The organism is Inquilinus sp. 2KB_23 (assembly GCF_052115705.1).
Classification (GTDB): domain Bacteria; phylum Pseudomonadota; class Alphaproteobacteria; order DSM-16000; family Inquilinaceae; genus Inquilinus; species Inquilinus ginsengisoli_A.
Genome location: NZ_JBFRHF010000021.1, coordinates 16,209 through 39,549, shown reverse-complemented (window position 1 = coordinate 39,549; position 23,341 = coordinate 16,209). Strand labels below are relative to the sequence as shown.

18 protein-coding genes are annotated in these 23,341 nt (G+C 67.5%); 6 read left to right on the top strand and 12 right to left on the bottom strand.

The window, feature by feature from the left end:
• Positions 1–141: 141 nt before the first annotated feature.
• The 4 genes from ftsH (at position 142) to AB4112_RS24485 (ending at position 4,234) form a co-directional block, all read left to right on the top strand.
• Positions 142–2,079, top strand: coding sequence for an ATP-dependent zinc metalloprotease FtsH (ftsH, locus tag AB4112_RS24500; RefSeq protein ID WP_441723521.1), 1,938 nt, complete (start codon positions 142–144; stop codon positions 2,077–2,079).
• A gap of 12 nt (positions 2,080–2,091) precedes the next feature.
• Complete coding sequence (locus AB4112_RS24495; protein WP_441723520.1) at positions 2,092–2,760, top strand: BON domain-containing protein; 669 nt, start codon at positions 2,092–2,094, stop codon at positions 2,758–2,760.
• A gap of 135 nt (positions 2,761–2,895) precedes the next feature.
• Positions 2,896–3,390, top strand: a complete 495-nt coding sequence (locus AB4112_RS24490) for an NUDIX domain-containing protein (RefSeq protein WP_441723519.1) — start codon at positions 2,896–2,898, stop codon at positions 3,388–3,390.
• Entirely contained in the window at positions 3,377–4,234 is an 858-nt protein-coding gene (locus tag AB4112_RS24485) for a 3'(2'),5'-bisphosphate nucleotidase CysQ family protein (RefSeq protein WP_441723518.1), read from the top strand. Before AB4112_RS24490 ends, AB4112_RS24485 begins: the two co-directional genes overlap by 14 nt.
• A gap of 43 nt (positions 4,235–4,277) precedes the next feature.
• On the opposite strand, the gene AB4112_RS24480 is transcribed toward AB4112_RS24485, so the two are convergent.
• From AB4112_RS24480 to AB4112_RS24455, 6 genes are all read right to left on the bottom strand, one after another.
• Entirely contained in the window at positions 4,278–4,610 is a 333-nt protein-coding gene (locus AB4112_RS24480) for a DUF1476 domain-containing protein (RefSeq protein ID WP_309792138.1), read from the bottom strand.
• Between the two features lie 30 nt (positions 4,611–4,640).
• Complete coding sequence (locus AB4112_RS24475) at positions 4,641–5,501, bottom strand: hypothetical protein (protein WP_441723517.1); 861 nt, start codon at positions 5,499–5,501, stop codon at positions 4,641–4,643.
• A 99-nt stretch (positions 5,502–5,600) separates the two neighbouring features.
• The gene (locus AB4112_RS24470) at positions 5,601–7,190 is read right to left on the bottom strand and encodes an MBL fold metallo-hydrolase (protein ID WP_441723516.1); all 1,590 of its coding nucleotides are present in this window, start codon (positions 7,188–7,190) and stop codon (positions 5,601–5,603) included.
• A gap of 89 nt (positions 7,191–7,279) precedes the next feature.
• Entirely contained in the window at positions 7,280–7,933 is a 654-nt protein-coding gene (locus AB4112_RS24465; RefSeq protein ID WP_441723515.1) for a BON domain-containing protein, read from the bottom strand.
• A gap of 181 nt (positions 7,934–8,114) precedes the next feature.
• Positions 8,115–8,963, bottom strand: coding sequence for a hypothetical protein (locus tag AB4112_RS24460; RefSeq protein ID WP_441723514.1), 849 nt, complete (start codon positions 8,961–8,963; stop codon positions 8,115–8,117).
• A 106-nt stretch (positions 8,964–9,069) separates the two neighbouring features.
• Complete coding sequence (locus AB4112_RS24455; RefSeq protein WP_441723513.1) at positions 9,070–11,775, bottom strand: bifunctional acetate--CoA ligase family protein/GNAT family N-acetyltransferase; 2,706 nt, start codon at positions 11,773–11,775, stop codon at positions 9,070–9,072.
• Positions 11,776–11,989: 214 nt separating this feature from the next.
• Between AB4112_RS24455 and AB4112_RS24450 the strand changes: the two genes are divergently transcribed.
• Positions 11,990–14,536: a cation-translocating P-type ATPase gene (locus AB4112_RS24450; protein WP_309792131.1), complete on the top strand. Its 2,547-nt coding sequence runs from the start codon at positions 11,990–11,992 to the stop codon at positions 14,534–14,536.
• Between the two features lie 43 nt (positions 14,537–14,579).
• On the opposite strand, the gene AB4112_RS24445 is transcribed toward AB4112_RS24450, so the two are convergent.
• From AB4112_RS24445 to AB4112_RS24420, 6 genes are all read right to left on the bottom strand, one after another.
• On the bottom strand, positions 14,580–15,686 hold the full coding sequence (locus tag AB4112_RS24445; protein WP_441723512.1) for an ABC transporter permease: 1,107 nt from the start codon (positions 15,684–15,686) through the stop codon (positions 14,580–14,582).
• A gap of 3 nt (positions 15,687–15,689) precedes the next feature.
• On the bottom strand, positions 15,690–16,811 hold the full coding sequence (locus AB4112_RS24440; protein WP_441723511.1) for an ABC transporter permease: 1,122 nt from the start codon (positions 16,809–16,811) through the stop codon (positions 15,690–15,692).
• Positions 16,811–18,529 carry an ATP-binding cassette domain-containing protein gene (locus AB4112_RS24435; protein WP_309792127.1) on the bottom strand — a complete coding sequence of 573 codons (1,719 nt, stop codon included), beginning with the start codon at positions 18,527–18,529 and terminating at the stop codon, positions 16,811–16,813. Before AB4112_RS24435 ends, AB4112_RS24440 begins: the two co-directional genes overlap by 1 nt.
• Positions 18,526–19,539: an efflux RND transporter periplasmic adaptor subunit gene (locus AB4112_RS24430; protein ID WP_309792126.1), complete on the bottom strand. Its 1,014-nt coding sequence runs from the start codon at positions 19,537–19,539 to the stop codon at positions 18,526–18,528. The genes AB4112_RS24435 and AB4112_RS24430 overlap by 4 nt, the downstream gene beginning before the upstream one ends.
• Positions 19,540–19,686: 147 nt before the next feature.
• A complete protein-coding gene (mgtA, locus tag AB4112_RS24425; RefSeq protein ID WP_441723510.1) occupies positions 19,687–22,218 on the bottom strand; it encodes a magnesium-translocating P-type ATPase in 2,532 nt (843 codons plus the stop codon).
• A 33-nt stretch (positions 22,219–22,251) separates the two neighbouring features.
• On the bottom strand, positions 22,252–22,971 hold the full coding sequence (locus AB4112_RS24420) for a CBS domain-containing protein (protein ID WP_309792124.1): 720 nt from the start codon (positions 22,969–22,971) through the stop codon (positions 22,252–22,254).
• 154 nt (positions 22,972–23,125) lie between these two features.
• On the opposite strand from AB4112_RS24420, the gene AB4112_RS24415 reads away from it, so the two are divergent.
• The gene (locus tag AB4112_RS24415; protein ID WP_309792123.1) at positions 23,126–23,281 is read left to right on the top strand and encodes a hypothetical protein; all 156 of its coding nucleotides are present in this window, start codon (positions 23,126–23,128) and stop codon (positions 23,279–23,281) included.
• Positions 23,282–23,341 lie beyond the last annotated feature (60 nt).

Here is a 23,341-nt window from a genome sequence, read left to right as displayed (position 1 = left end):
CCTCGCGCATTGACGCAGATCAAGCCTTCGATCGGGAGCCAGATGTCATCGCTGCCTTTTGCGCTGGATCAAGGCCGACTGGGCCCGCACCGGCGATGGTCCCGGCGGCGAGATGCGCCGATGAGGGATCGGAGACGGGTTATGGAGATCAGGAAGGAACATCACATCAATTTCTGGTATATCATCAGCTCGGTCCTCGCGATCCTGCTGCTCCAGGATCTGCTGTTTCCTTCAGGCCGCAGCGAAGTCATCCCGTACAGCACCTTCCTGGAGCTCGTGCGCGATGGGAAGGTGGCCGATCTGGTTGTCGGCCCGGCGAGAATCTCAGGCGCCTATCGCGAGGCGCGCGCCGGGAAGCCGCAGGAATTCTCGACCATACGCGTGGAACCGGGAATCGCGGATGCACTCACCAAGGCCAATGTCGGCTTTTCCGGCGAGGCTGAACCCGGCCTTCTGCAGACGATTCTGGGCTGGTTGCTGCCCACGATCGGCTTCGTCGTCCTCTGGCTCATCCTGGTGCGCCCCTTCATCAGCGGCCAGGGCGCCGGCGGCCTGCTGTCGATCGGCAAGAGCAGGGCCAGGGTCTATGCGGAGCAGGATGTGGGAGTCCACTTTGCCGATGTCGCCGGTGTCGATGAGGCCAAGGAGGAGCTCAAGGAAGTTGTCGCCTTCCTGAAGGACCCGGCCGGCCACGGCCGACTGGGGGCTCGCGTACCGAAAGGTGTGTTGCTGGTCGGGCCACCCGGGACGGGCAAGACCCTGCTGGCCCGCGCCGTCGCCGGCGAGGCGGGAGTTCCTTTCTTCTCGATCTCGGGTTCCGAGTTCGTTGAGATGTTCGTCGGCGTCGGCGCCGCAAGGGTCCGGGACCTGTTCGACCAGGCGCGCCGGAACGCTCCCGCCATCGTCTTCATCGACGAGCTGGACGCACTCGGCCGTGCCCGGGGGGCATTCCTGCCCGGAGGAGGCGGCCATGACGAGAAGGAGCAGACGCTCAACCAGCTCCTCTCCGAGCTCGACGGCTTCGACTCGAGCGTCGGCGTCGTGCTTCTGGCAGCCACCAATCGACCGGAGATCCTGGACCCCGCGCTTCTTCGCGCCGGGCGGTTCGACCGGCAGATCCTGGTGGACCGCCCGGACAAGAAGGGCCGCGTCGACATCCTCCAGGTGCATCTGAGGAAAGTCAAAATCGCCTCCGACGTTCCGGTCGAGGCGGTTGCCGCGTTGACGCCAGGCTTCACCGGTGCCGACCTGGCCAATCTCGTCAACGAGGCCGCCCTTCTGGCAACCCGCCGCGGCGCCGCGTGCGTCACCTTCGACGACTTCACCCAGGCGATCGAGCGCATCGTCGCCGGGCTGGAGAAGCGTAACCGGCTGCTGAATCCGCACGAGCGGACCGTGGTCGCGCATCATGAGATGGGCCACGCCATCGCCGCCATGGCCCTACCCGGAATCGACCCCGTCCAGAAAGTCTCGATCATCCCGCGCGGTGTCACCGCCCTCGGCTACACGATGCAGCGGCCGATCGAGGACCGGTTCCTGATGGACCGGTCGGAACTGACCAACCGGATGACGGTCCTGCTCGGTGGCCGGGCCGCGGAGAGCTTGGTGTTCGGCGAGATCTCGACCGGAGCTGCCGATGATCTGGCCAAGGCAACGGACATCGCCCGGAGCATGGTCGCGCGCTTCGGAATGGACATCGGCTTGGGGCAGGTCGCCTACGAACCGGAGGCTCCATCATTCCTGTCCGGCCCGACCGTGCCGGAGTGGCAGCCCCGCCGCTACAGCGACGCGACGGCTGCAGCGATCGATACGGCGATCCGGGATCTCATCGATACAGCGTTCCGGCAAGCCACAACCATCCTGGTCGGGAATCGTGCCCTGCTCGTCACGGCCGCTGCCGAGCTTCTGGTCAAGGAGACGCTTGCGGGGGACAGCTTGCAGGCGATCGCAACCGCGGTCGTCAAGCCGCATGCGGACGAGCAGCCGCACGCGGATCTTAGCAACGCCGACCGCGGCTTGGTTCGGTTTGATCCGGATCACGGTCACCGGCCGCGCCGGGACGTCGTAACAGCAGCCTAAGGAGTGACGCCGATGGACATCGACAAGCAGTTGAAGCGGATGGTCATGGAGGAGCTCGACTACGAGCCGAGCGTTGACGCCACGGCGGTCGGCGTCTCGGTCACCGACGGTGTGGTCACGCTGTCCGGCCATGTCGCAAGCTACGCCCAGAAGCTGGCGGCCACCGATGCCGCCCAGCGGATCAAGGGAGTGAGCGCAGTCGTGCAGGACATCGTTGTCCGGCCGCCCGGCGACGCGAAGCCTTCCGACGAGGAGATCGGGATGCGGGCGGCGGCGGCCTTGAGGTGGCACCGCAGCCTTCCTGGCGACCGCATCCGCATCGCGGTCGGGCATGGTATCGTTCGTCTGACCGGCGACCTCGACTGGCAGCACCAGAAGCGCGAAGCCGAGCACGTGGTGCAGGGGCTGAAGGGCGTCATCACCGTGATCAATGCCATTCACGTCAAGCCGGCGCACCACATGGCCTCGGTGCCGGAGGTGCGGAACGAGATCGAGGCTGCCCTGAAGCGGAGCGCCGGCATCGACGCCTCGCGCGTCATCGTGGCGGCGTCGGATGGGAGGATCACCCTGTCAGGCACCGTACGCGCGAGCTTCGAGCGCGATGTCGCCGAGATCGCGGCCTGGTCGGTTCCCGGCGTGATCGATGTCGAGAATCGCATCGCCCTGCAGCAGGCGCCATGACCACGGCAACCCCGGGCGCGTGGTGGCGCAGAGCGGGTCGATGAGGACATGCACCAGCTTCCAGCTCAAATGGGCTTGATGCAGTGTCTTGCGATCGGTGGCCTCGCCCGGCCACCTGCTGGAGCAGCCACGCGCATGGCCACGGAAAGTACCGGGATCCTGATGCACAAGCGGCTGGGCGGACGGTTGCTCGTCCTGCTCGTGCATCCCGGCGGGCCGTTCTGGCGCCGTAAGGATCTCGGCGCCTGGTCGATCCCGAAGGGGGAACTGGCTGAAGGTGAGGGCGCCGAGGCCGCGGCCCGGCGTGAATTCTCCGAGGAGCTCGGCGTCGAGATCCCAGGGCCGTTGCGGCCGCTCGGCCGGATCCGCCAGCGCGGCGGCAAGCAGGTTTCGACCTTCACGCTCGAGGGCGATCTTGACGTCGATCAGATCCGGAGCAGCGAGTTCCAGTTGGAATGGCCGCCGCACAGCGGGCGGATTCAGTCTTTCCCGGAAGTCGATCGGGCCGAATGGTTCGACCTGCCAACCGCCCGCGAGAAGATCCTGGCCAGCCAGCGTCCTCTGCTCGACCGCCTGGAGGAGATCAATGTCGCGAATCCTTTCGCCGGATCACTTGATGCCCATCAATGAGAACCTGCTCCCGGCCATCGAGCACCCGGTCTGCCCGGCCGAATTTTCGAGCCCGCGGTTCCTCGACGAGTTGACCGCCCTCGCCTCGCACGCTGCAACCACGATCCTCTCGTTTGATCGATCCCATATCGGTTGGCGAAGCAAACCTGATTCTTCCCCAGTGACCGCTGCCGATGAAGCGGCCGAGGACGTGATCCTTGCCGGGCTGTCGTGTCTTCTGCCGGGAATGCGGGTGGTGTCCGAGGAGTCGTGGGATCCCGCCGGGACGGATTCGGGCGAGGCAGATTTCATCCTCGTCGATCCCCTGGACGGCACCCGAGAGTACCTGGCCGGCCGGAGCGAGTTCACGGTGAACATCGGCCTCATCATCGGCCATGTCGCGACGGTCGGCGTGATCGCCGCGCCTGATCTGGGCAAGATCTGGCGGGGCGTCCTCGGCAAAGGAAGCGATCGGCTCCGTCTTTCGCCGGGCGCCGGCCCGACCCATGGAGGCACGCCCGTTCCGATCCGCACACGGAAGCCCCAGCCGGGGCGCGTCGTCGCCATGGTCAGCCGCTCGCATTTCGACCCCAGGACCGATGCCTTCCTCAGTTCGCGATCGGTGACCGGACGCGTTGCCTGTGGATCATCCCTGAAGTTCTGCCGAATTGCCGAAGGCCGAGCCGACCTCTATGCGCGGTTGGGACCCACATCGCAATGGGACATCGCCGCTGGCCACGCCATCCTGGCCGCGGCAGGGGGCGCAGTGACGACACCGGATAGCGGTCTTCTCAACTATGGGTTCGGGCCCGCCGGTTTTGCCGTCCCAGGCTTTGTCGCCTGGGGACATCAGCCCGCTGGATGAAGGGGAACCATTATCCAAACTAAGCGGATAGTCTGGCTTCTGCCTAGGCCTTATCGGTCTCGCCAACGAGCTGATGGCCGGCGAGCCGTTCCAGGTTATCCAGCTTGTGGTTCAGGCGATAGGTCGACAGCTTGATACCGTGGGCCAGGAGATCCTCCTGAACTTTGCGGACGACATCCCGTTTCTGTGGTTGTTCAACACCTATCGTCACGAGTTCTGCGGCATAGGCATCGGCTGCGGCTCCGACCAGGCCGATCAGTTCGGCCACCCACAAGCCGAGCAGGCGGTTCCGACGCGTCCGAATGCGGAACGCCAGATCCTGGTCGTGCCGGAAGGCCGCCTCGATCGCCTGTTCCCGCGATCCAAAAATCGTCATGGTCGTCTCCATCAGCGTCGTGGCGGCCGGTCAGCTCGACCACAGGACAAGCGTGCGCGCATCCCGCATCACCTCGCGCGTCGTGCCGCCGAAGATCCTCTCCCGCGTCCGGTCATGCGAGTAGGCACCCATGATGAGCAGATCGGCATGGGCCTCGTCCGCCGCCATGATCAAGGTTTCGCCGATGGTCAGGTCGTCCGCCTTGCGAACTTCCACATCCGCCCGAAGCCCATGGAGCGCGAGATAGGCCTGGAGCGGCTGGAGCGGGGGAGCCACACCGTCCTCCTGGACCGCGAGCAGCTTGATCTTCCAGCACCCCTTGAGAAGAGGGAGGGCGCCGGCGACCGCCCTCGCCGCCTGGGGACTGTTGTTCCAGGCGATTACGGCGGACGCGCAATGGTTCATGACATTCCGGCCGGGAACGAGGAGAACGGGCCGCCCTGTCGTCAACAGAGCGGTCTCGAAGATCCGGTCGGCGACCGAGGGTCGTCCCCGTTCCGCCTTCGCCACCACGATCAGGTCGGCGGCGCGGCCGGCTGGCCCAACGGCTTCGCCGAAGGGCAGCGGACACTCCGTCCAGCGGACGGGCCCCGGCGCCGCCGGGTCGTGGCTGTGCCGGCACCGGATCCGGTCCCGTTCGCGCCACTCCTCGAACCAGATCCGGGCGCGGTCGGCCGACGCACGCATCTCCTTGCTCAGGGTCTCAGTGAAATCCTCCGTCCATCCCGGCGCGAAGATTTCGCCGAAAAAGCGGTCGGACCAGTCTGCCGGCCGGCAGAAGTAGAGGCACTCGAGTTCCGCCTCATGCCGACGGGCGATCGCCGCCGCGACATCCAGCATATCGTCCCGCGGCATGCCCGCGAAGGGACACAGTATCTGGCGGATCGACATGGCAGGTCTTCTCCTGTTTGGGCGAGGTGTCGTGGTTCGCCGCTCTCCTCAATTCACCATCTCGCCCCAGCCGGAGCGTTGATCCAGATCAACCGGACCTCAGCTTTCGTCCAAGGCATTCCGGAGATGGCGGAGGACTGCGCTTCGGGCGCGATCGTGGTTGGCCGCCTCGAGGCGGGCATCGATGTCGAGCAGGAGCCGGGCGCGTTCATTGTGCCAATCGAGGCTCGATACAGCCTCCGGCAGGATCCGCGGCCGCTGGGACATGGGAATCAACTCGGGGCCACCGGGCTGCAGCCGATAACCGTCGTCAAGCTGTGGCAGCAGCACCGTCGGCGGCGGATCCACGCCTTCCACGACCCGTTCCTTCATGGCCGCCAGGGCCAGACGCTCCCCGTGCACGAGGAAGACAGCTTGGTGGATCGGTTGGCGATCGAGGATCCAGCGGGCGAGTTCTGGCCCGTCGGTATGGCCGGAATAGTCTTCGATCATGCGGATCCGCGCGCGGACCTGGAAATCCTCGCCCTGGATTCGAACTGCCTTGGCGCCGTCCTGCAGCAATCGGCCAAGGGTCCCCTGGGCCTGAAAGCCAGTCAGGAGGATCGTGGCGGCCGGGTTCCAAAGGTGACGCTTCAAGTGATGCCGGATGCGCCCCGCGTCGCACATGCCGCTCGCGGCGATGACGATCCTGAATCCGTCGATGTCGTTGATCGCACGGCTCTGGTCCGGCGTCTCGGCGAAGTGGATTTGCCTCGACTTCAGCGCCCGGGCGAAGTCTGGGCCGTCCTCCAGCGCCAGATGGTTGCGCAGGAAGACGTCAGTGGCCCGGATCGCGAGCGGCGAGTCGACATAGATCGGTGACTTCGGGACGATGCCCTGGTCCATGAGGCGCACCAAGTCGAGGATGAGCTCTTGCGTCCGCTCGACCGCGAAGGCGGGAATGATCAGCACGCCCTGGGGCGTCATGGCCTTCCTGACTTCGGAAGCAAGATGCTCGCGCCGCGCCTCCGGCGTGATCGCCGGCCGGTCCACGTCGCCATAGGTCGCTTCGCAGACCAGGATGTCGATATCCGCAGGCGAGCGCCGATCGGTCTGGAGCATTCCGACGTCCGGCCCCAGGTCGCCGGAGACGAGCAGGCGGAGCGGTTTGCCGTCTTCGCCGGCCAGCTCGATCTCGATCGAAGCCGACCCCAGGATGTGGCCCGCGTTCCAGTACCGCGCGCGGACGCCGGGCAGCGGCTCGAACCACGTCTCATAGTCGACGGCGCGGAAGGCTGCGAGGGTCGCCTGCGCATCCGCCACCGTGTAGATCGGCGTCACCTTCGGCCGGCCGCGGCGCTGGTTCCGCTGATTGAGCGTGAGCACCTCCGATTCCTGGATGTGCCCTGAATCCGGCAACATCACCCCGCACAAATCGATCGTGCCGCGGGTGGCATAGACCGGACCGCGGAAGCCGTCGCGAGCAAGCTTCGGAATCAGGCCGCTGTGGTCGATGTGGGCATGGGTCAGCAAGACGCAGTCCACCTGGGCCGGCCGGAACGGAAAGCCGATGTAGTTGAGGCCCTTGAGGGTCTTCGACCCCTGGAAGAGGCCGCAGTCGACCAGCATCCGGCCGCGACTGGTCTCCAGCAGCAGGCAGGATCCAGTAACGGTGCCGGCGGCGCCGTGGAAGTGTAGGGCGGGAGCCATGGCAGCAGCCTCGATAGGGGATGCGGGGACGCGCCGATCGCGACTTGGGGACAATCGGCGCGTCGTTGCGGTTGTCGGGATCGCCGCACCTACCCGATCAGCAGATGGTCTTCGACGGCGGTGACACCGGCCGCGGACCAGGCGGCCCGTTCCGCGGCGTTGCGCTCCGCCCAGTTCCGGACGCGGCCGTTCAACAGGACGGTGCCGTCAGCTGCGGAGATCTTGATCTCGCTGGCGTCGAGCGCCGCATTCCGCCGGAACGCATCCTCGATCTTCTGCCGCACATCCGCGGCGCGAACCGCCGGCTTGATCACAATGAGGTTGGTCAGGCCGACGACGCCGCTGAGCTTCTGGACATCGGCCGCCGCCGCACCCCGCTGGTAGTTCCAGTCGACGGTACCGGTGAGGGTCACCCAGCCCTTCTCGACCTTGACCGTGACGCGATCTGCCGGCACCGAGACATCCCATTGCAAGATGCGAACGGCCCGTTCGGCGATCTCGTCGTCCTTCGTCTTCTTGGCAGTGGCCGGCCGCACCTCGATCTCCTCGGCGATGCCATGCACGCCGACGACGCGCTTGGCCGCCCGCTCAGCCGCGATCTTCTCCGCGTAGGTTGCGACGTGCCCGGTGAGGGTCACCACACCCTGGTCGGCCGCGACGCCGATGTGGGTCGCGTCAAACGTCGGATCCCACGCCAGCTCGTTCAGCACGTTCCGACGAAGCTCTTCATTCTTGCCGGTCATCACCAGCCTCCTGTGCAAGGGTTGACAGGAGATTCCTAGGGCCTCCGGCGCGCTTCAGCCTTGACCCAGATCAATAGGATCTCCAGCGAATGGGGGCTTCCGTTCCGGCTCGCTCTCCATGCGAAACGGGCCCTGCGCCGGTCGGCACAGGGCCCGTTCACGGATCGGTCCGCCGGATAAATCAATGTGCCAGGACAACCCCGATCCGGGATTGCTCGAGAATGTCCCGGGTGGTGCCCCCGAAGACCATCTCCCGCACTTTGCTGTGGGTGTAGGCGCCCATCACCAGCAGACCGGCCTGCATGCGGTCCACCTCGTCCAGGATCGCCTGGCCGACGAGACGGCCGTCGAGCGGCTTCGCCTCGGTCTCGACCATGATCCCGTGCCGCTGGAAATAGGCCTTGATCGGATCGAGCTTCACCTCCTGCCCAATCTCGTCCAGGAAGGTGACGATCTTGATCCATTTCCGATCGCTCAGCAGCGGCAGGGCCCCCGCCACCGCCCGCGCCGACTGGACGCTGTCGTTCCAGGCGATCAGGACCGTATCGGTGCGGCTGAGGAACGGCGTGTCGGGCACCATCAGGACCGGCCGGCCGGAGGCCAGCAGCGCGCCCTCGAAGACCTCACGCGCCCAGGCCGTGGCGGTGTTCTCGGGACCGCGGGTGACGATGAGGTCGCACACCCGGCCGGCCGCGCCGATCAGATCGGCGTCGATGCCGGTCTGCTCCCGCCAGGCGAGCGCTGGCGCATCGGACTCGCCACCGAGATGATTTCGGTGACGCCAGCCATCGAAGTAGCGGTGCGCGGCGGTGGTGGCCTCCTGCACCGAAGCTTCGATCGAGGCCTGGTACTCCTCGCTCCAGGCCCCGTAGTCGAATTCCCAGCCGGGAAAGTTGCCCACAACGGAGGGACGCAGATAGAGCAACTCGATTGCCGCGGACTGCTCCCGCGCCATCGCCAACGCGGCATCGAGCAGACTGTCGTCGTTCAGCTTGCCCGTGACGGGCACCAGGATCTTGCGGATCGGCATGGCCATCTCCCGAATTCCAAGCAATGCGCCGCACGGTCTGCCGCAGAGGTGCCGCCGGTCGCAAAGGCATCCTGCCCCGCGCCGAACGGCCGGGCCTTGAGATGGATCAAGCGTCGAGGACAATGGTCACACGCACCAGCCCGGGTTCCTCCGGCACGTCTTCGCGAGCGAAGCCAAGCTCCTCGACCATGCGGAGCATGGTGGTGTTCTCGCGCAGGACCTCGCCGAAGATGCGCGCCAGCCCCCGGCTGCGAGCATAGGCGATGATCTCGGTCATCAGCCGGTAGCCCAGCCCCTGCCCCTTCAGGTCGGAGCGCACCATGATGCCGTACTCGGCGGATATGTTGTCCGGGTCGGCAATGATGCGGACCGCCCCGAGGAGCACGGCGCGACCACCCTCCTCCGCCTCGGCCACCAGCGCCATCTCGCGATCGTAGTCGATCTGGGTCAGCCGGGCGGCGAATTCATGGTCGAATGTCCGCATAGGGCCGAAGAAGCGCAGCCGAATGTCGTCCGGGCTGGACCGCTGCAGCATCTCGCGCATCGCCGACTCATCCTCCGGCCGGACCGGACGCAGCGTGACCGCCAGCCCGTCGTGAAGGGCGAAGCACTGCACCAGGTGCTGCGGATAGGGGCGGATGGCGAAGCGCGGCGTGCCGGGCGGCAGCGGCGGCTGCACCCGGATTCGGGCGTCGAGCGCCAAAACCCCATCGCCGTCGGCGAGCAGCGGATTGATGTCGAGCTCCACCACCTCGGACAGGTCGGCGGCGAGCTGCGACAGCTTCATCAACGTCAGGACCACAGCATCGAGATCGGCCTTAGGTCGGGACCGGTAGCCTTGGAGCAGGCGCCACACCCTGGTGCGCGCCACCAGGTCGTGGGCCAGCACGCCGTTCAGGGGCGGCAGGGCCACGGCGCTGTCGCGCAGCACCTCGACCGCGGTGCCGCCATGGCCGAACAGGATGGTCGGACCGAACAGGCGATCCTGGCCGATTCCGAGGATCAGCTCATGCGCGTCGGGCTTGCGCGCCATCTCCTGCACGGTGAATCCGAGCAGCCGGGCATCGGGCGCGGCCTTTCCGATCGTCGCAAGCATCTCACGCGCGGCAATGCAGACCTGCTCTGCCCCCTGCAGATTCAGCCGGACCCCGCCGAGATCGGATTTGTGAGTGATGTCGGGCGACAGGATCTTCAGCGCCACCGGGCCTGAAAAACTACTCGCGGCCTCTGCGGCTGCCGCCGGGTCCGCCGCGACGCTCCGGGTCCGGATCACCGGGATTCGATAGGCCTCCAGCACCTGCTTGGACTCGGGCTCGGTCAGCATCGTCCGCCCCCCGGCCAGGGCCGCGGCAATCACCGCCCTGGCGGCCGCCGGATCGGGTGCGAAGTCCTGCGGCAACGCCGGCGGCGTCTCCATCAACAGCTTCTGGTTCCGCCGATAGCGGGCGAGGTGCATGAAGGCCCGCGCCGCCTGTCCGGGCGTGGCGTAGCTGGGGATCCGGTGCTCGGCGAATAGCCGTCGCGCGGCTGCGGCGGCACCCTCGCCGAGCCAGCAGGTCAGCACCGGCGGCCGCGCCCCATCGCGCGTCGCTGCGTTGTTCACCGACTGGACCACCGCCCGCGCCGCATCGATCGGGTCGGCCACCGCGGTCGGGCAGTTCATCACCAGCACCGCGTCCTTGCCGGGATCGGCCAGCATTGCATCGAGCGCGTGGGCATAGCGCTCGCCCGTCGCATCTCCGACGATGTCGACCGGGTTGCCGTGACTCCAGGTCGGCGGCAGCACCGCATCCAGCCGAGCCATGGTCCCGGCCGCCAGCTCCGCCATGGTGCCGCCGGACTCTCCCAGCGCCTCCGTCGCCAGCACACCGGCACCGCCGCCATTGGTCATGACCGCCAGCCGATCGCCATCAACATGCAGGCGGCTGGCCAGAGTCTCGACCGCGTCGAACAGCTCGGCCAGGTCGAACACCCGCAGCATGCCGGCGCGGCGGAAGGCAGCGTCGTAGACCGCATCCGATCCGGCCAGGGCGCCGGTGTGGCTGGCGGCGGCCCGCGCCGCGGCCTCGGTGCGGCCGGCCTTGATCGCCACCACCGGCTTGGTCCGGGCGGCGATGCGACCGGCCGACATGAACTTGCGGGCATGAGTCACGGCTTCGACGTAGAGCAGGATCGCCCGGGTGCGGCCATCGGCGGCCAGCCAGTCCAGCAGGTCGCCGAAATCGACATCGGCCATATCACCGAGCGAGACGATATGGCTGAACCCGATGCCCCGATGGGTGGCCCAGTCCAGCACCGCCGTTGCGATCGCGCCCGACTGGCTGACGAAGGCCAGGTCACCCGGCAGCGGCGAGATATGGGCGAAGCTGGCGTTGACGCCGTGGTGCGGTGCCATGAGCCCCAGGCAATTCGGCCCGAGGACGCGCAGCAAATGCGGCCGGGCCGCGTCCAGCACCGCCTGACGCAGCGCCACACCATCTGTCTGACCAGGGCCTGCGCCGAAGCCGGCGGTCACGACCACGGCGGCGCGGGTGCCCCGGGCGCCGAGTTCGGCGATCAGGCCGGGCACGGTCGCCGGCGGCGTAGCGATCACCGCCAGATCCGGCGTCACCGGCAGGTCGGCGACCGACGCATAGGCCAGCGCACTGCCGATCGACCGCGCCTGCGGATTGACCGGCATCACCGGCCCGTCGAAGCCACCGGCGAACAGGTTGCGGGCCAGCACCGCGCCGACAGTGCCCGGGCGCCGGCTGGCCCCGATCAGGGCGATCGAGCTTGGGCGGAACAGGGCATCCAGATTGCGGATCGACATCGCATCCTCTCGTCAGCTGCCGTGCTGAGCCGGGCTTCGGGCAAGATCCCGCGGACCCTCGCCGGCGGGATCCTCACGGTCGCCACCCCGTCCGGCCTTGATGCAGATCAAACACGAAGGTCCCAGGCCGAACGGCTCGCTTGATCTGAATCAGAGCGGTGGGCGCCCCGGCGAACGACAATCCGGCATCATGATCCAGCGAATGGAAGCCGTCATGAGCACCGCCGAATCCGTCGTAGCCGAAGGCCTCACGGCAGCCGAGGCGAAGGCCCGCCTCGAGACGGAGGGTCCGAACGCCTTGCCCTGTGGTCCGCGCCGCACGTTGTTTCGGATCGCGCTCGATGTCGGCCGCGAGCCGATGTTCCTGCTGCTCATCGCCGCCGGCGCCCTGTATCTGGTGCTGGGCGAGCGGACCGAGGCCTGGGCCCTGCTGAGCTGCGTCATCGTCACCATCGGCATGGCTATCGCCCAAGAGAACCGGACCGAGAGGGCGGTCCAGGCGCTCGAGACCCTCGCCACGCCGAAGGTCGACGTGCTGCGCTCCGGCCGGCGCCAGCGCATCGACAGCCGCGACCTGGTGCGCGGCGACGTCTTCAGTCTCACCGAGGGCGAGCGTGTGGCAGCCGATGCCGTGCTGGTCTCGGGCCAGGACCTCCTGCTCGACGAGTCCCATCTGACGGGTGAGTCCGTCCCCGTGCGCAAGCGCCACGCCGATCGGCCGATGCCCATGGGCGAGCCCGGCGGTGACGACACGCCGTTCGTCTTCTCCGGCAGCATGGTCGTGCGCGGCAGCGGGCTGGCGGAAGCCGCCGCGACCGGCATCCGCAGCCGGATCGGGCGCATCGGGCAGGCCCTGACCACATTGGAGGCCGGCACCAGCCCGCTGGCCCGCCAGACGCGCCGCCTCGTGCAGGTCTTCGCGATCGGCGGACTGAGCCTCAGCATCACGGCCGCCCTCCTGTACGGGATCCTGCGCGGGTCCTGGCTGGAGGCGGCGCTGGCTGGAATCACGCTGGCCATGGCAATGCTGCCGGAGGAGTTTCCGCTGGTCCTGACGGTGTTCCTGATCATGGGGGCCTGGCGCATTGCCCGGGTGCATGTGCTGACCCGACGGGCTCCGGCGATCGAGACTCTCGGCGCCGCAACCGTCCTCTGCACGGACAAGACGGGAACGCTCACCCTCAACCGGATGTCGGTCGGCGAGCTTCGTGCCGCTGGCGAGACCTTCCGGCCTCGCGAGGACGATGGAGAAGTCTTGCCCGATGGGCTGCGCCTGGTCCTCGAGACCGCGGTCCTGGCCAGCGACCGCCACCCCTTCGATCCGATGGAACAGGCACTGCAGCGGGCGGAAGGCCGATATCTCCCGCAAGCCGCGGCCGGCCACGAAGGCTGGCAGCCGGCGCACCACTACGGCTTGCGGCCCGACCTCCTCGCTGTGACCCGCGTGTGGCGCGTTCCCGGCGAGCCAGCCTGTCTCGTCGCCACCAAGGGTGCACCAGAGGCCATCATCCAGCTTTGCCGGACCGATCCATCCCTGGCAGCTCGAATCCGGCGGGATGCCGAGGCCATGGCGGCCCGGGGCATGCGGGTCCTGGGTGTCGCCCGGGCCTTGTCCGGCGGTTCGGACTGGCCGCCGACGCCGCAAGGCTTCGCGTTCGAGTTCGTCGGGCTGGTCGGCCTTGCCGACCCTGTCCGCCCGGGCGTCCCCGAAGCCATCCGTGAGTGCCGGCGGGCAGGAATCAAGGTCGCGATGATCACCGGCGACCATCCGGTCACGGCGCAGGCGATCGCCCGTGAGGCCGGGTTCGACGACACCCTCGGCGTGATGACGGGGCAGATGATCGACGATCTGTCCGATGCCGACCTCGCCGGCCGGATCGCCAATGCCGGGATCTTCGCCCGGATCATGCCCGAGCAGAAGCTGCGCCTGGTCCAGGCCTTCAAGGCACGCGGCGAGATCGTCGCCATGACAGGCGACGGGGTCAACGATGCCCCGGCGCTGAAGGCGGCCCATATCGGAATTGCCATGGGTGGCCGGGGCACAGACGTGGCGCGGGAGGCCTCTGCCATCGTCCTGCTCGACGACGATTTCGGCTCGATCGTCCAGGCGATCCGTCTCGGCCGGCGGATCTACGACAATCTGCGCAAGGCGATGGGCTTCATCCTGGCGGTCCACATCCCGATCGCGGGGCTCGCCCTGCTGCCGCTGCTGTTCGGCTGGCCGATCGTGCTCGAGCCACTCCACATCGCCTTCCTGGAGCTCGTCATCGACCCTGTCTGCGCCCTGGTCTTCGAAAGCGAGTCCGAGGAAGAGGACGTGATGGCGCGTCCGCCCCGGCCGGCAGCGGCCCCGCTGCTGTCTCGCGACCTCCTCGCCTGGGGCGTGCTCGACGGCCTCACCGCGCTGCTGCTGGTCGGCGCGATCTACCTGATCGGACTGCACAACGGGCTGGCCACGGCAGACCTCCGGGCGCTGACCTTCGCCTCACTGGTCCTGGCCAATTTCGGGCTGATCCTCGTCAACCGCTCCTTCAGCCCCACTCTCCGCTCCCTGCTACGGCCGAACGTGGCTTTCCGCTGGGTTGTGGGTATCACCATGATGATGCTCGGCCTGGCCGTCTACCTGCCATTCGCCCGCGACCTCTTCGACTTCGGCACGCTGCACCTCGACGATCTGGCCCTCGTCGCTGCTGCAGGCGCCGCTACCGTCGTGGTGCTTCAGTTCGTCAAATCCACCCGGCTGCTCGATCTCAGGCGCTGAACGCAGTGACTGGCGCCCCAATCCGGGGGCAGCCCCCGCTGAGCTACTCGAGCCGCCCACGAAACAGCCAGGTCGCGGTGATGAGCGTGGCAAGGCCGATCGCGGCCATCGGCCAGATCTGGCCGGCCGCGACATCCCAGGCCATGTCTTGCAGGAATACGCCCCTCGCCACGACCAGCATGTAGCGAATCGGGTCGAGCAGCGTGAGTGCCCGGCACCAGCCGGGCATGTTCTCGACCGGGGTGGCGAAGCCGGACAGGATCATCGCCGGCGCCAGGAACAGGAAGACGCCGAGGATCGCCTGCTGCTGGGTCTTGGCGACCGACGAGATCGCCAGCCCGATGCCGATGCCGGAGAGGAGGAAGATGGCAAGCGACAGGACCAGCAGGGCAGCACTGCCGACGAAGGGGACACCGTAGGCGACGACCACCACCGCGACCAGCAGGGCGGCCTCGGAGACACCGATTGCGAAGGTCGGAACGGTCTTGCCGATGACGATCTCCATCGGCCTCATCGGTGTGACCAGCAGTTGATCGAACGTGCCGAGTTCGCGCTCGCGGGCGACCGAAAGCGCAGTCGTCAGCACCACGGTGACAAAGCTGAGCAGCACGACGAGGCCGGGAAGGATGAACCAGCGGCTCGACAGGTTCGGGTTGAACCAGGCCCTCGATACCACCGCAACGCCTCCCGGTCGCCGGGCGAGGGTGGCAAGGTCCTGGGTGTAGCCGTCGATGATGGACTGGGCGTAACTCCCAACGATCATCGCCGTGTTCGACCGCCTGGCGTCGATTATTAGTTGGAGATCGGCGGCCTGACCTGAGAGCAGATCGGCCGAGAAGCGCTGGCCGAGATGCAGGACGGCAGTGACGTGCTGCTCGGTGATGCCGGCGGCGACCTCCTCCGGCTGGTCGTACACCGCAGTGAGATCAAAGGCCGGCGACCGGGCGAAGCGGTCGATCAGTTCGGCTGCCGGCCGGCTGCCGTCTTCGTCCCAGATTCCGAGGGAGACGCCGGCGATCTCGAAGGTTGCGGCGTTGGCGAACAGCACCAGCTGCAGCAGCGGCGGCACGATCAGAACCAGCCGCATCCTGCGGTCCTGCAGCAGAGCCCGAAATTCCTTGACGATCAGCGCGCGGATTCGACCACACATGGCTCAGTCCAGCCGGCGGCGAGTGTTGATGAGCGTGACGGCGAAGAAAAAGGCGGCGAAGCCGCCCATTGCTGCGAGATCCGGCAGCAGCACGGGCCAGACGTCGCCGGCCAGGAACAGTGTCTGCAGGGCATCGACGTAGTAGCGTGCGGCGACCACCCGGGTGACGGCCTGGACCCATCCGGGCATGGAGGCGATGTCGAACAGCAGCCCCGACAGGATCACCGCCGGCATATAGGTGACGATGAAGGCGATCTGTGCGGCGACGAATTGGTTGCGCGCCCAGGTCGAGATCAACAGTCCCATGCCGAGTGCAGACAGCAGGAACACGGCAGAGACCAGGAGAAGGGCACCGAAGGAGCCACGGAACGGCACCTGGAACAGGAAAATGGCGAGCGCGAGCGAGACAGCCAGCCCAGCCAGGCCGAGGCCGAAATACGCGATCAGCTTGCCCAGCTGCAACTCGATGGTGCGCACCGGGGTAACCAATAGCGCCTCCATCGTTCCCCGCTCCCACTCGCGCGAAACCACCAGCGCCGTCAGGAGCGCGCCGATCAGCGTCATGATCAGCGCGATCAGCCCGGGAACGATGAAGTCCGTGCTGCGCAGCTGCGGATTGAACCAGTTGCGCAGCTCCAGGATCAGGGGTGCCGCTGCGGCCCGGCGGCCCTCCAGCCCGCCCAGCCACACCCGGATCGCGCCGCCGGCATAGCCTTCGACCAGCCGCGCCGTGTTGGCGTCCACCCCGTCGACGATGAGCTGGATCCGGGCCGGCTCCTGCAGGGCGACGGCCTGGCGGCTGAAATCCCCTCTCAGCACTGCAAAGCCTCGGATCTCCCGCGACGTCAGCGCCGTTTCCGCCTCTCCGGCAGAGCGGTAAGCCGTCGCGCGCAGGTAGCCGGAATTCGCAAAGGCAGCGTAGAGCCCGGCCGTGTCCGGCGAGGGGCTCTCGATCACCACCCCGAAGGGCACGTCGCGCGCGTCGAGCGACAGGCCGAAGCCGTTCAGGAGCAGCAGTACCACCGGCATCACCAGTGCGATCATCACCGAGGATGGATCGCGCAGGATCTGCAACACCTCCTTGCGCACCAGGCCGGCCAGACGCTGGACGGACAGCCCGGCCATCACGCCGCGACCGCCTGGTCCTGGGCCGTGATCAGCCGGATGAAGGCCTCTTCCAGCGTCGGATCCGGCTGCTCGACCGTCGCGTTCGCCGCCTTGATCGCATCCGGCGACCCCAGGGCCGCGATCCGCCCGCGGTAGATCACCGCCAGGCGGTCGCAATACTCCGCCTCCTCCATGAAATGGGAGGTCACCAGAACTGTGACACCCTGATCGGCCAGGCCCCCGATCCGGCTCCAGAATTCGCGCCGGGTCAGCGGATCGACGCCGCTGGTCGGCTCATCCAGGAACAGGATCTGCGGATCGTGGATCAGCGCGGCCGCGAGGGCGAGCCGCTGCTTGAAGCCGAGCGGCAGCTCCGAGGGCCGGTCATTCGCCGCGGCGGCAAGATCGAAGCCGGAGAGGGACCGATCGATGGCAGCAGCGAGACGCACCCCGGACAGGCCATAGGCTCCGCCGAAGAATTCCAGATTCTGCCGCACGGTGAGGTCGCCATAGAGCGAGAAGCGCTGGGCCATGTAGCCCAGGCGACCCCGCGCCTCCGCCCGCCCACGGCTCAGGTCCATTCCCGCAACCTTCGCAACTCCCTCCGAAGCAGCCAGGAGCCCACAGAGGATGCGGAAGATGGTAGATTTCCCGGCCCCGTTCGGCCCCAGGAGGCCGAAGATCTCGCCGCGCGCCACGGCAAAGCTGACGTTGTCCACCGCACGAAAGTTGCCGAACCGGCGGACCAGGCCCGATGTCACGATCGCCGGCTCGGCGTCCGCGGCCAGGGCTTCGGCCGGCGCCTCGGCGGCAGGCATCGGCCCTCGGTCCCGTTGCCTTAGCACTGTAACGAAGGCGTCCTCGAACCGCGGTGCGACCGGCGCGGCGGCGATGCCATCGGGCAAGATGGCTTCGGGCGCAAGGAGCAGCCGGACATTGCCGCCCTGAATCACTGCATCGAGCACCCCAGGCGCGCGCAGCAGGCGCCGCTGGAGGGCACGCCGTCCCGTCGCCTCGGCCTTGATCAGGAAGCTCCGTCCGACGATCGATGCAGTAAACGATTCCGGGGTTCCAGCCCCGACCAGATGGCCTCCGTCGAGCAGAAGCACCTCGTCGCAGCGTTCTGCCTCGTCGAGATAGGCGGTGCTCCACAGCACCGGCACGCCATCGTCGACCAGCCTGCGGACAATCTGCCAAAGCTCCCGTCGGGAGACCGGATCCACACCGACGGACGGCTCATCCAGCAGCAGCAGGCGTGGCCGCGAGAGGAGGCAGCAGGCCAGCCCCAGCTTCTGCTTCATCCCGCCCGAAAGCTGACCGGCCAAGCGGCTGCCGAAACGTGCCAGATCGGTGAAGCGGAGCAGTTCCTGCACCCGGCCCTCCCGGACCTCCGCGGACAGCCGGTGCAGATCGGCATAGAGCCGCAGGTTCTCATCGACCGTGAGATCCTCATACAGGCCGAAGCGCTGCGGCATATAGCCGATCTCGGCCTGGTTCTCCGCCGCTTGTCGGACACCGTCCCGTCCGAGCACGGTGATCTGTCCGCCATCCAGGCGGATCAGTCCGGCCACCAGCCGCATAAGGGTCGTCTTGCCGGCGCCGTCCGGACCGACGAGACCGGTGAGCCGACGATCCGGGATCCGGGCGGACACCTGGTCGAGCGCGACCACCGCATTACGACCGCGAGAGAAGCGCTTGACCACGGCATCCAGGGTGATGACCGGAGTGTCGTTCACGGCGCGTCCTCCTTTGCGGGATCGAGCCGGATCGTCACCGGCATGCCCTGCCGCAGGCCATCGTCAGGTGCCGTGACGAAGATCCGCAGGCGATAGACAAGCTGGGTGCGGAGTTCGGGTGTCTCGATGCTTTTCGGGGTAAATTCCGCTGTTGGCGCGACGTAGCCGATCCAGCCGTGATAAGCGGTGCCGGGCCGGCTGTCCGTGTGGACGCTCACGCTCCGGCCGGGCACCGCCTGACCAAGCGCAGCCTCCGGCACATAACTGCGCACCCAGACGCGATCGGTCATCGCCAGCGTGTAGACCGGAGAGGTCGGTGCGAGGATCGCCCCAGGTTCTGCGATGCGTGAGAGAATGACTCCATCTGCTGGGGCATGGAGCTTGGTCCGCGCCAGCCGGTTCTCGGCCAGGGCCAGCGCTGCCCGATCGGCCTGCAATGCCGCCCGGGCGCCGTCGATGTCCTCCTGCCGGCTGCCGAGACGCATCACCTCCGCCGCCTTGTCGACGGCCAGTGTCCGGGCCGTCGCTTCATCGAACGCCGCCTTGGCGTCGTCATAGGCCTGGCGCGACCCGCTGGCGGTGCTCAGCAGCTCGGCCTTCCGTTGGAAGGTGATGCGGTCATTCTCCATCGTCGCCCGCGCCGCCGCGGCATCGGCCTGGGCCCGCTCGATATCCTCCTTGCGGTTCCCCGCGAGGGCCTTGTCGAGCGCGGCTTGCTGCGCGTCGACCCGCGCCGAGGCCAGGGAGACGAGGTTCTCGTAAACGTCGGGTTCGAGCTCGGCCAGGAGCTCGCCCGCGCGCACGACGTCTCCCTCCTCCTTCTCGAGCTTGAGCAGCGGTCCTTCTGCGTTGAAGGCAAGGTCGACCTGACGGATGTCCACGTTGCCGTAAAGGATCAGCTCTTGGGCACCACCGCGGTGTTGTGCGAAATACCAGGCGCCGCCGGCGGCAAGGCCGGCGAGCAGAATGCCCACGATCGTTGTGCTTCGGTGTGCCAACTGGCTCTCCATGCCTTGCCATCGAGCACAGGGAGCCAGAAACCCGGCGGGAATGCCCTGATCTGGATCAACGTCGTTGGCGCTGGGGACTGAGGCCGTCGGCCAAGGGTGCAAGCTCGCCACCCTGTGCCGCGAGGGCATGGGCAGCCTTCACACCGATCAGCCCGCCGGATCGCGAAGCAGCAGCCGCTTCGCAATTTCCACGATCCCGAGATAGGCCGGCACGACCACGGCCAGGAACAGATAGAAGACCGATGGCAGGGGCGTCATGCCGAGTATGGCGCCGAGCCCCGTGAATGGCAGGAGGGTCGCCAGGCCGGCGACGCCGAGGGACAGCGCCGAGAGCAGCGGATGTGGCCGGTTCGCCCAGGGCGCGCCACGGGTCCGGATCACGAARATCACCAGCACCTGGGTGAGCAGGGATTCGACGAACCAGCCGGTCTGGAAGGCGGCCTCGTCGCCACTGAAGAGGGCAAGCAGGACGCCAAATGTCAGGAAGTCGAACAGCGAGCTGATCGGGCCGAGCACGAGCATGAACCGGACGACCCGGGCCAAGTCCCAGCGCACAGGGCGTCGCAGGGCCTCAGGGTCCACCCGGTCGAAGGGAAGCCCGAGCTCTGACAGGTCGTAGAGCAGGTTGTTGAGCAGCACCTGGACCGGCAACATCGGCAGGAACGGCAGCAGGAACGCGGCCCCGGCCATGCTCGCCATGTTGCCGAGGTTCGAGCTGCTGCCCATCAGGATGTATTTCGTGACGTTGGCGACGGTGCGGCGTCCCTCCAGCGCGCCCGCATGGATGACGGAGAGGTCGCGGTCCAGCAGCACCAGATCGGCCGCCTCCTTCGCGACATCCGTCGCGGTCTGCACCGAGATTCCGACATCGGCCTCGTGCAGCGCGGACGCGTCGTTCGCCCCGTCGCCGAGAAAGCCGACCACGTGCCCGAGCCGCCGGAATGCCGCGAGGACGCGGCGCTTCTGCTGCGGGTTCACGCGGCAAAACAGATTGACCGTCGCCAGACGCCCCAGCAGCGCCTCGTCCGACATCCCGGCGATCTCGGCGCCGGTCAGCATGCCGATGACGGGAATACCCAGCTCGGCGCAGACATGCTGCGTGACCCGCTCGTTGTCGCCGGTCAAGATCTTGACGGAGATGCCGGCCTCGCCGAGGGCATGGATCGCGGCCGCGGCGTCCGGTTTCGGCGGATCGACGAAGGTGACGAAACCGGCAAAAGCCAGTTCGCCTTCATCTTGGAGGGCCGCATGATCCTGAGTGAGGGCGACCTCCCGGAAGGCGATACCCAGGGCCCGCTGACCATCGGCGCCAATCCCCTCGAACATCGCCGCGAGCCGCCCACGCTCGGCAGCATCCAGCGGACGCGTCTCTCCCGAGGCGGTCACGGCGGTGGTGGAGATCTGCAGGATGTCCTCCGGGGCACCTTTGACCACGAGAAGGCGGGCGCCGCCGCCCACCGGCTCGACCAGGACCGAAACCCGGCGACGCTCGAAGTCGAAGGGCACCTCGTCGAGCTTGCGCCAGGCCGAGACGTCCGGGCGTCCGTGCTCGAGGATGGCATCGTCCAGCGGGCTGCGGATGCCGCTCTCGAAGACGCTGTTGAGGCCGGCCAGGCGCAGCACCTCCTCGCTTTCGGCGCCGGTCGGATCGATGTGCCCGACGAGGCGGATCCTGGCTTCGGTGAGGGAGCCGGTCTTGTCGGCGCACAGGATGTCCATCGCCCCCAGGTCGTGGATCGCGGCGAGGCGCTTCACGATGACACGCCGGGCGGCCATGCGCCGGGCGCCCCGTGCCAGGGTCACGGTGACGATCATGGGCAGCAGCTCCGGCGTCAGCCCGACCGCCAGCGCCAGAGCGAACATCAGGGCTTCTAACCAGGGCCGGTGGAAGGCGAGGTTCACTGCCAGCACGAACAGGACGAGGAACACGGTGAGCCGGAGCATCAGGAAGCCGAAGCGCCGCACGCCGATCTCGAAGGCGTCGGGCGGGCGCCGCCGGCCGAGGCTGGCCGCCACCGTGCCGAGCATCGCCTCCCGGCCCGTCCGGCAGACGAGGGCCGTCGCCGAGCCGCTGACGATCGAGCTGCCCATCGCGACCGCATCCGCCGCCCCTGCTGGACCCTCACCCGTGATCGTCCGATCGCCGGCGTTCTTCTCCACGGGATAGGATTCCCCGGTCAGCAGGGCCTGGTTGACGAAGAGGTCGCGGCTCTCGATCAGCCGGCAATCGGCCGGGACGATGTCGCCGGCTGAGAAGCGCACGATGTCGCCGGGCACGAGCTCGTCGACCGGGATTTCTCGGTCCGACCCATCACGCCGCACTCTCGCCCGCAGCGCGACCGAGCGCTGCAGCGCCTCGACCGTCCGGTGCGCCTGGAATTCCTGCGCGAAGTCGATCGCCACGCTGATCGACAGGATCCCGAGGACGATGACGAAACTGCGCGTCTCCCCCGCCGCGAGGGACAGGCCGCTCGCCAGAAGCAGCAGCAGGATCAGCGGATTCCGCAGACGGTCGAGCAGGAGCGCGGTCACCGAGGCGCGGCGATGCGCCAGCACGTCGTTGGTTCCCCAGCGCTGCCGGGCCGTGGATGCCTGATCGGAGCTCAGCCCGGACGGCGTGACGGCGAGGCGCCCGAGCACTCCTTCAAGCGAGCCCGACCAGTCCTCGGCGCGATCCAACGTCCGCACAGTCCGCGTCCTGCTCACGCTGGATCAGAGCTGCCGTTGGTACACCGGGTCGAGCACCGTTCCGGTGAGCGGCTCAATCAGGAGCATGTCGTCCTTGACCCCCTTCACGCCGGGCACGTTCTCCACGGCCACCCTCAGGGCGTCGCGCACCCATTCGTCGGTGATGACGCCGCCGATCGTCACCCGCCCGTCCTGGCACTCGATCCGCATTCCCTCCACCCGGGCCCACAGCTGCTCGGTCAGTTCGGCGAAGATCCGTTCGCGGATGGCCTTGTCGTCGTGGCCGTTCTCTGCCCGGACATCAAGCAGCCCAGCCAGGAGCCGCAACAGGCTGGCGCGACTGACGAGGCCGACCAGCTTGGTACCACGCAGCACCGGAATGCGCTTGATCCGACGGTCCAGCATCAAGCGCACGATCTCATCGAGTGAGGCGTCCTCGGAGACCGAAACGACGTCCCGCGTCATCAAGTCGGCGACGTTGCGGCTGTGCGACCTCACATACTCCCTGGCAAGCCGGTCGGTTCCAGTGAAGAAGGCAAGCCAGTCCGGCCGGCGCTTCTCGGTGCCGATTTCGGCCCGGCGCAGCAGGTCGCCTTCGGTGATCATGCCGACCATGTCGCCCTCCAGATCGACCACCGGCAGGCCGCTGATCCCGCGGCCAAGCATGATGCGGATGGCGGCCAGGATCGGCAGATCGGACCGCACGGTCACCGGATTTCTGGTCATGACGTCTGCGGCGTTCATCGTCTTTCTCCTCCTTGGTGTGGAGGGAGGATGGCGAGGACAGGCGCCTGCCGCTTTGATCCGGATCAATTCCACAGCCGGATGAGGTTTGAGCTGAATCAAGGAGCGACGCTGCCGATCGCGAGAGGCTGGCCAGGAAACAAGGGAGGTGGGGATGTCGCTTCTGATCCGTCTGGTGCTGGTGGCCGCAGGGCTGATCGCGGCGCTGTTCGTGGCGCAAGAGGCGCCGAACTTCGGCGTGCTCCAGGCCTTTATCGGAATGTTGCTGATCGTCGCGTTGGTCGGCGTCCTCGCCTGGCTGCGGCGCTAGCGGGATCGGATAGGACAGCATGTGGACCTGCGCCTGGATATTGAGCACGGCCGTGCTCTT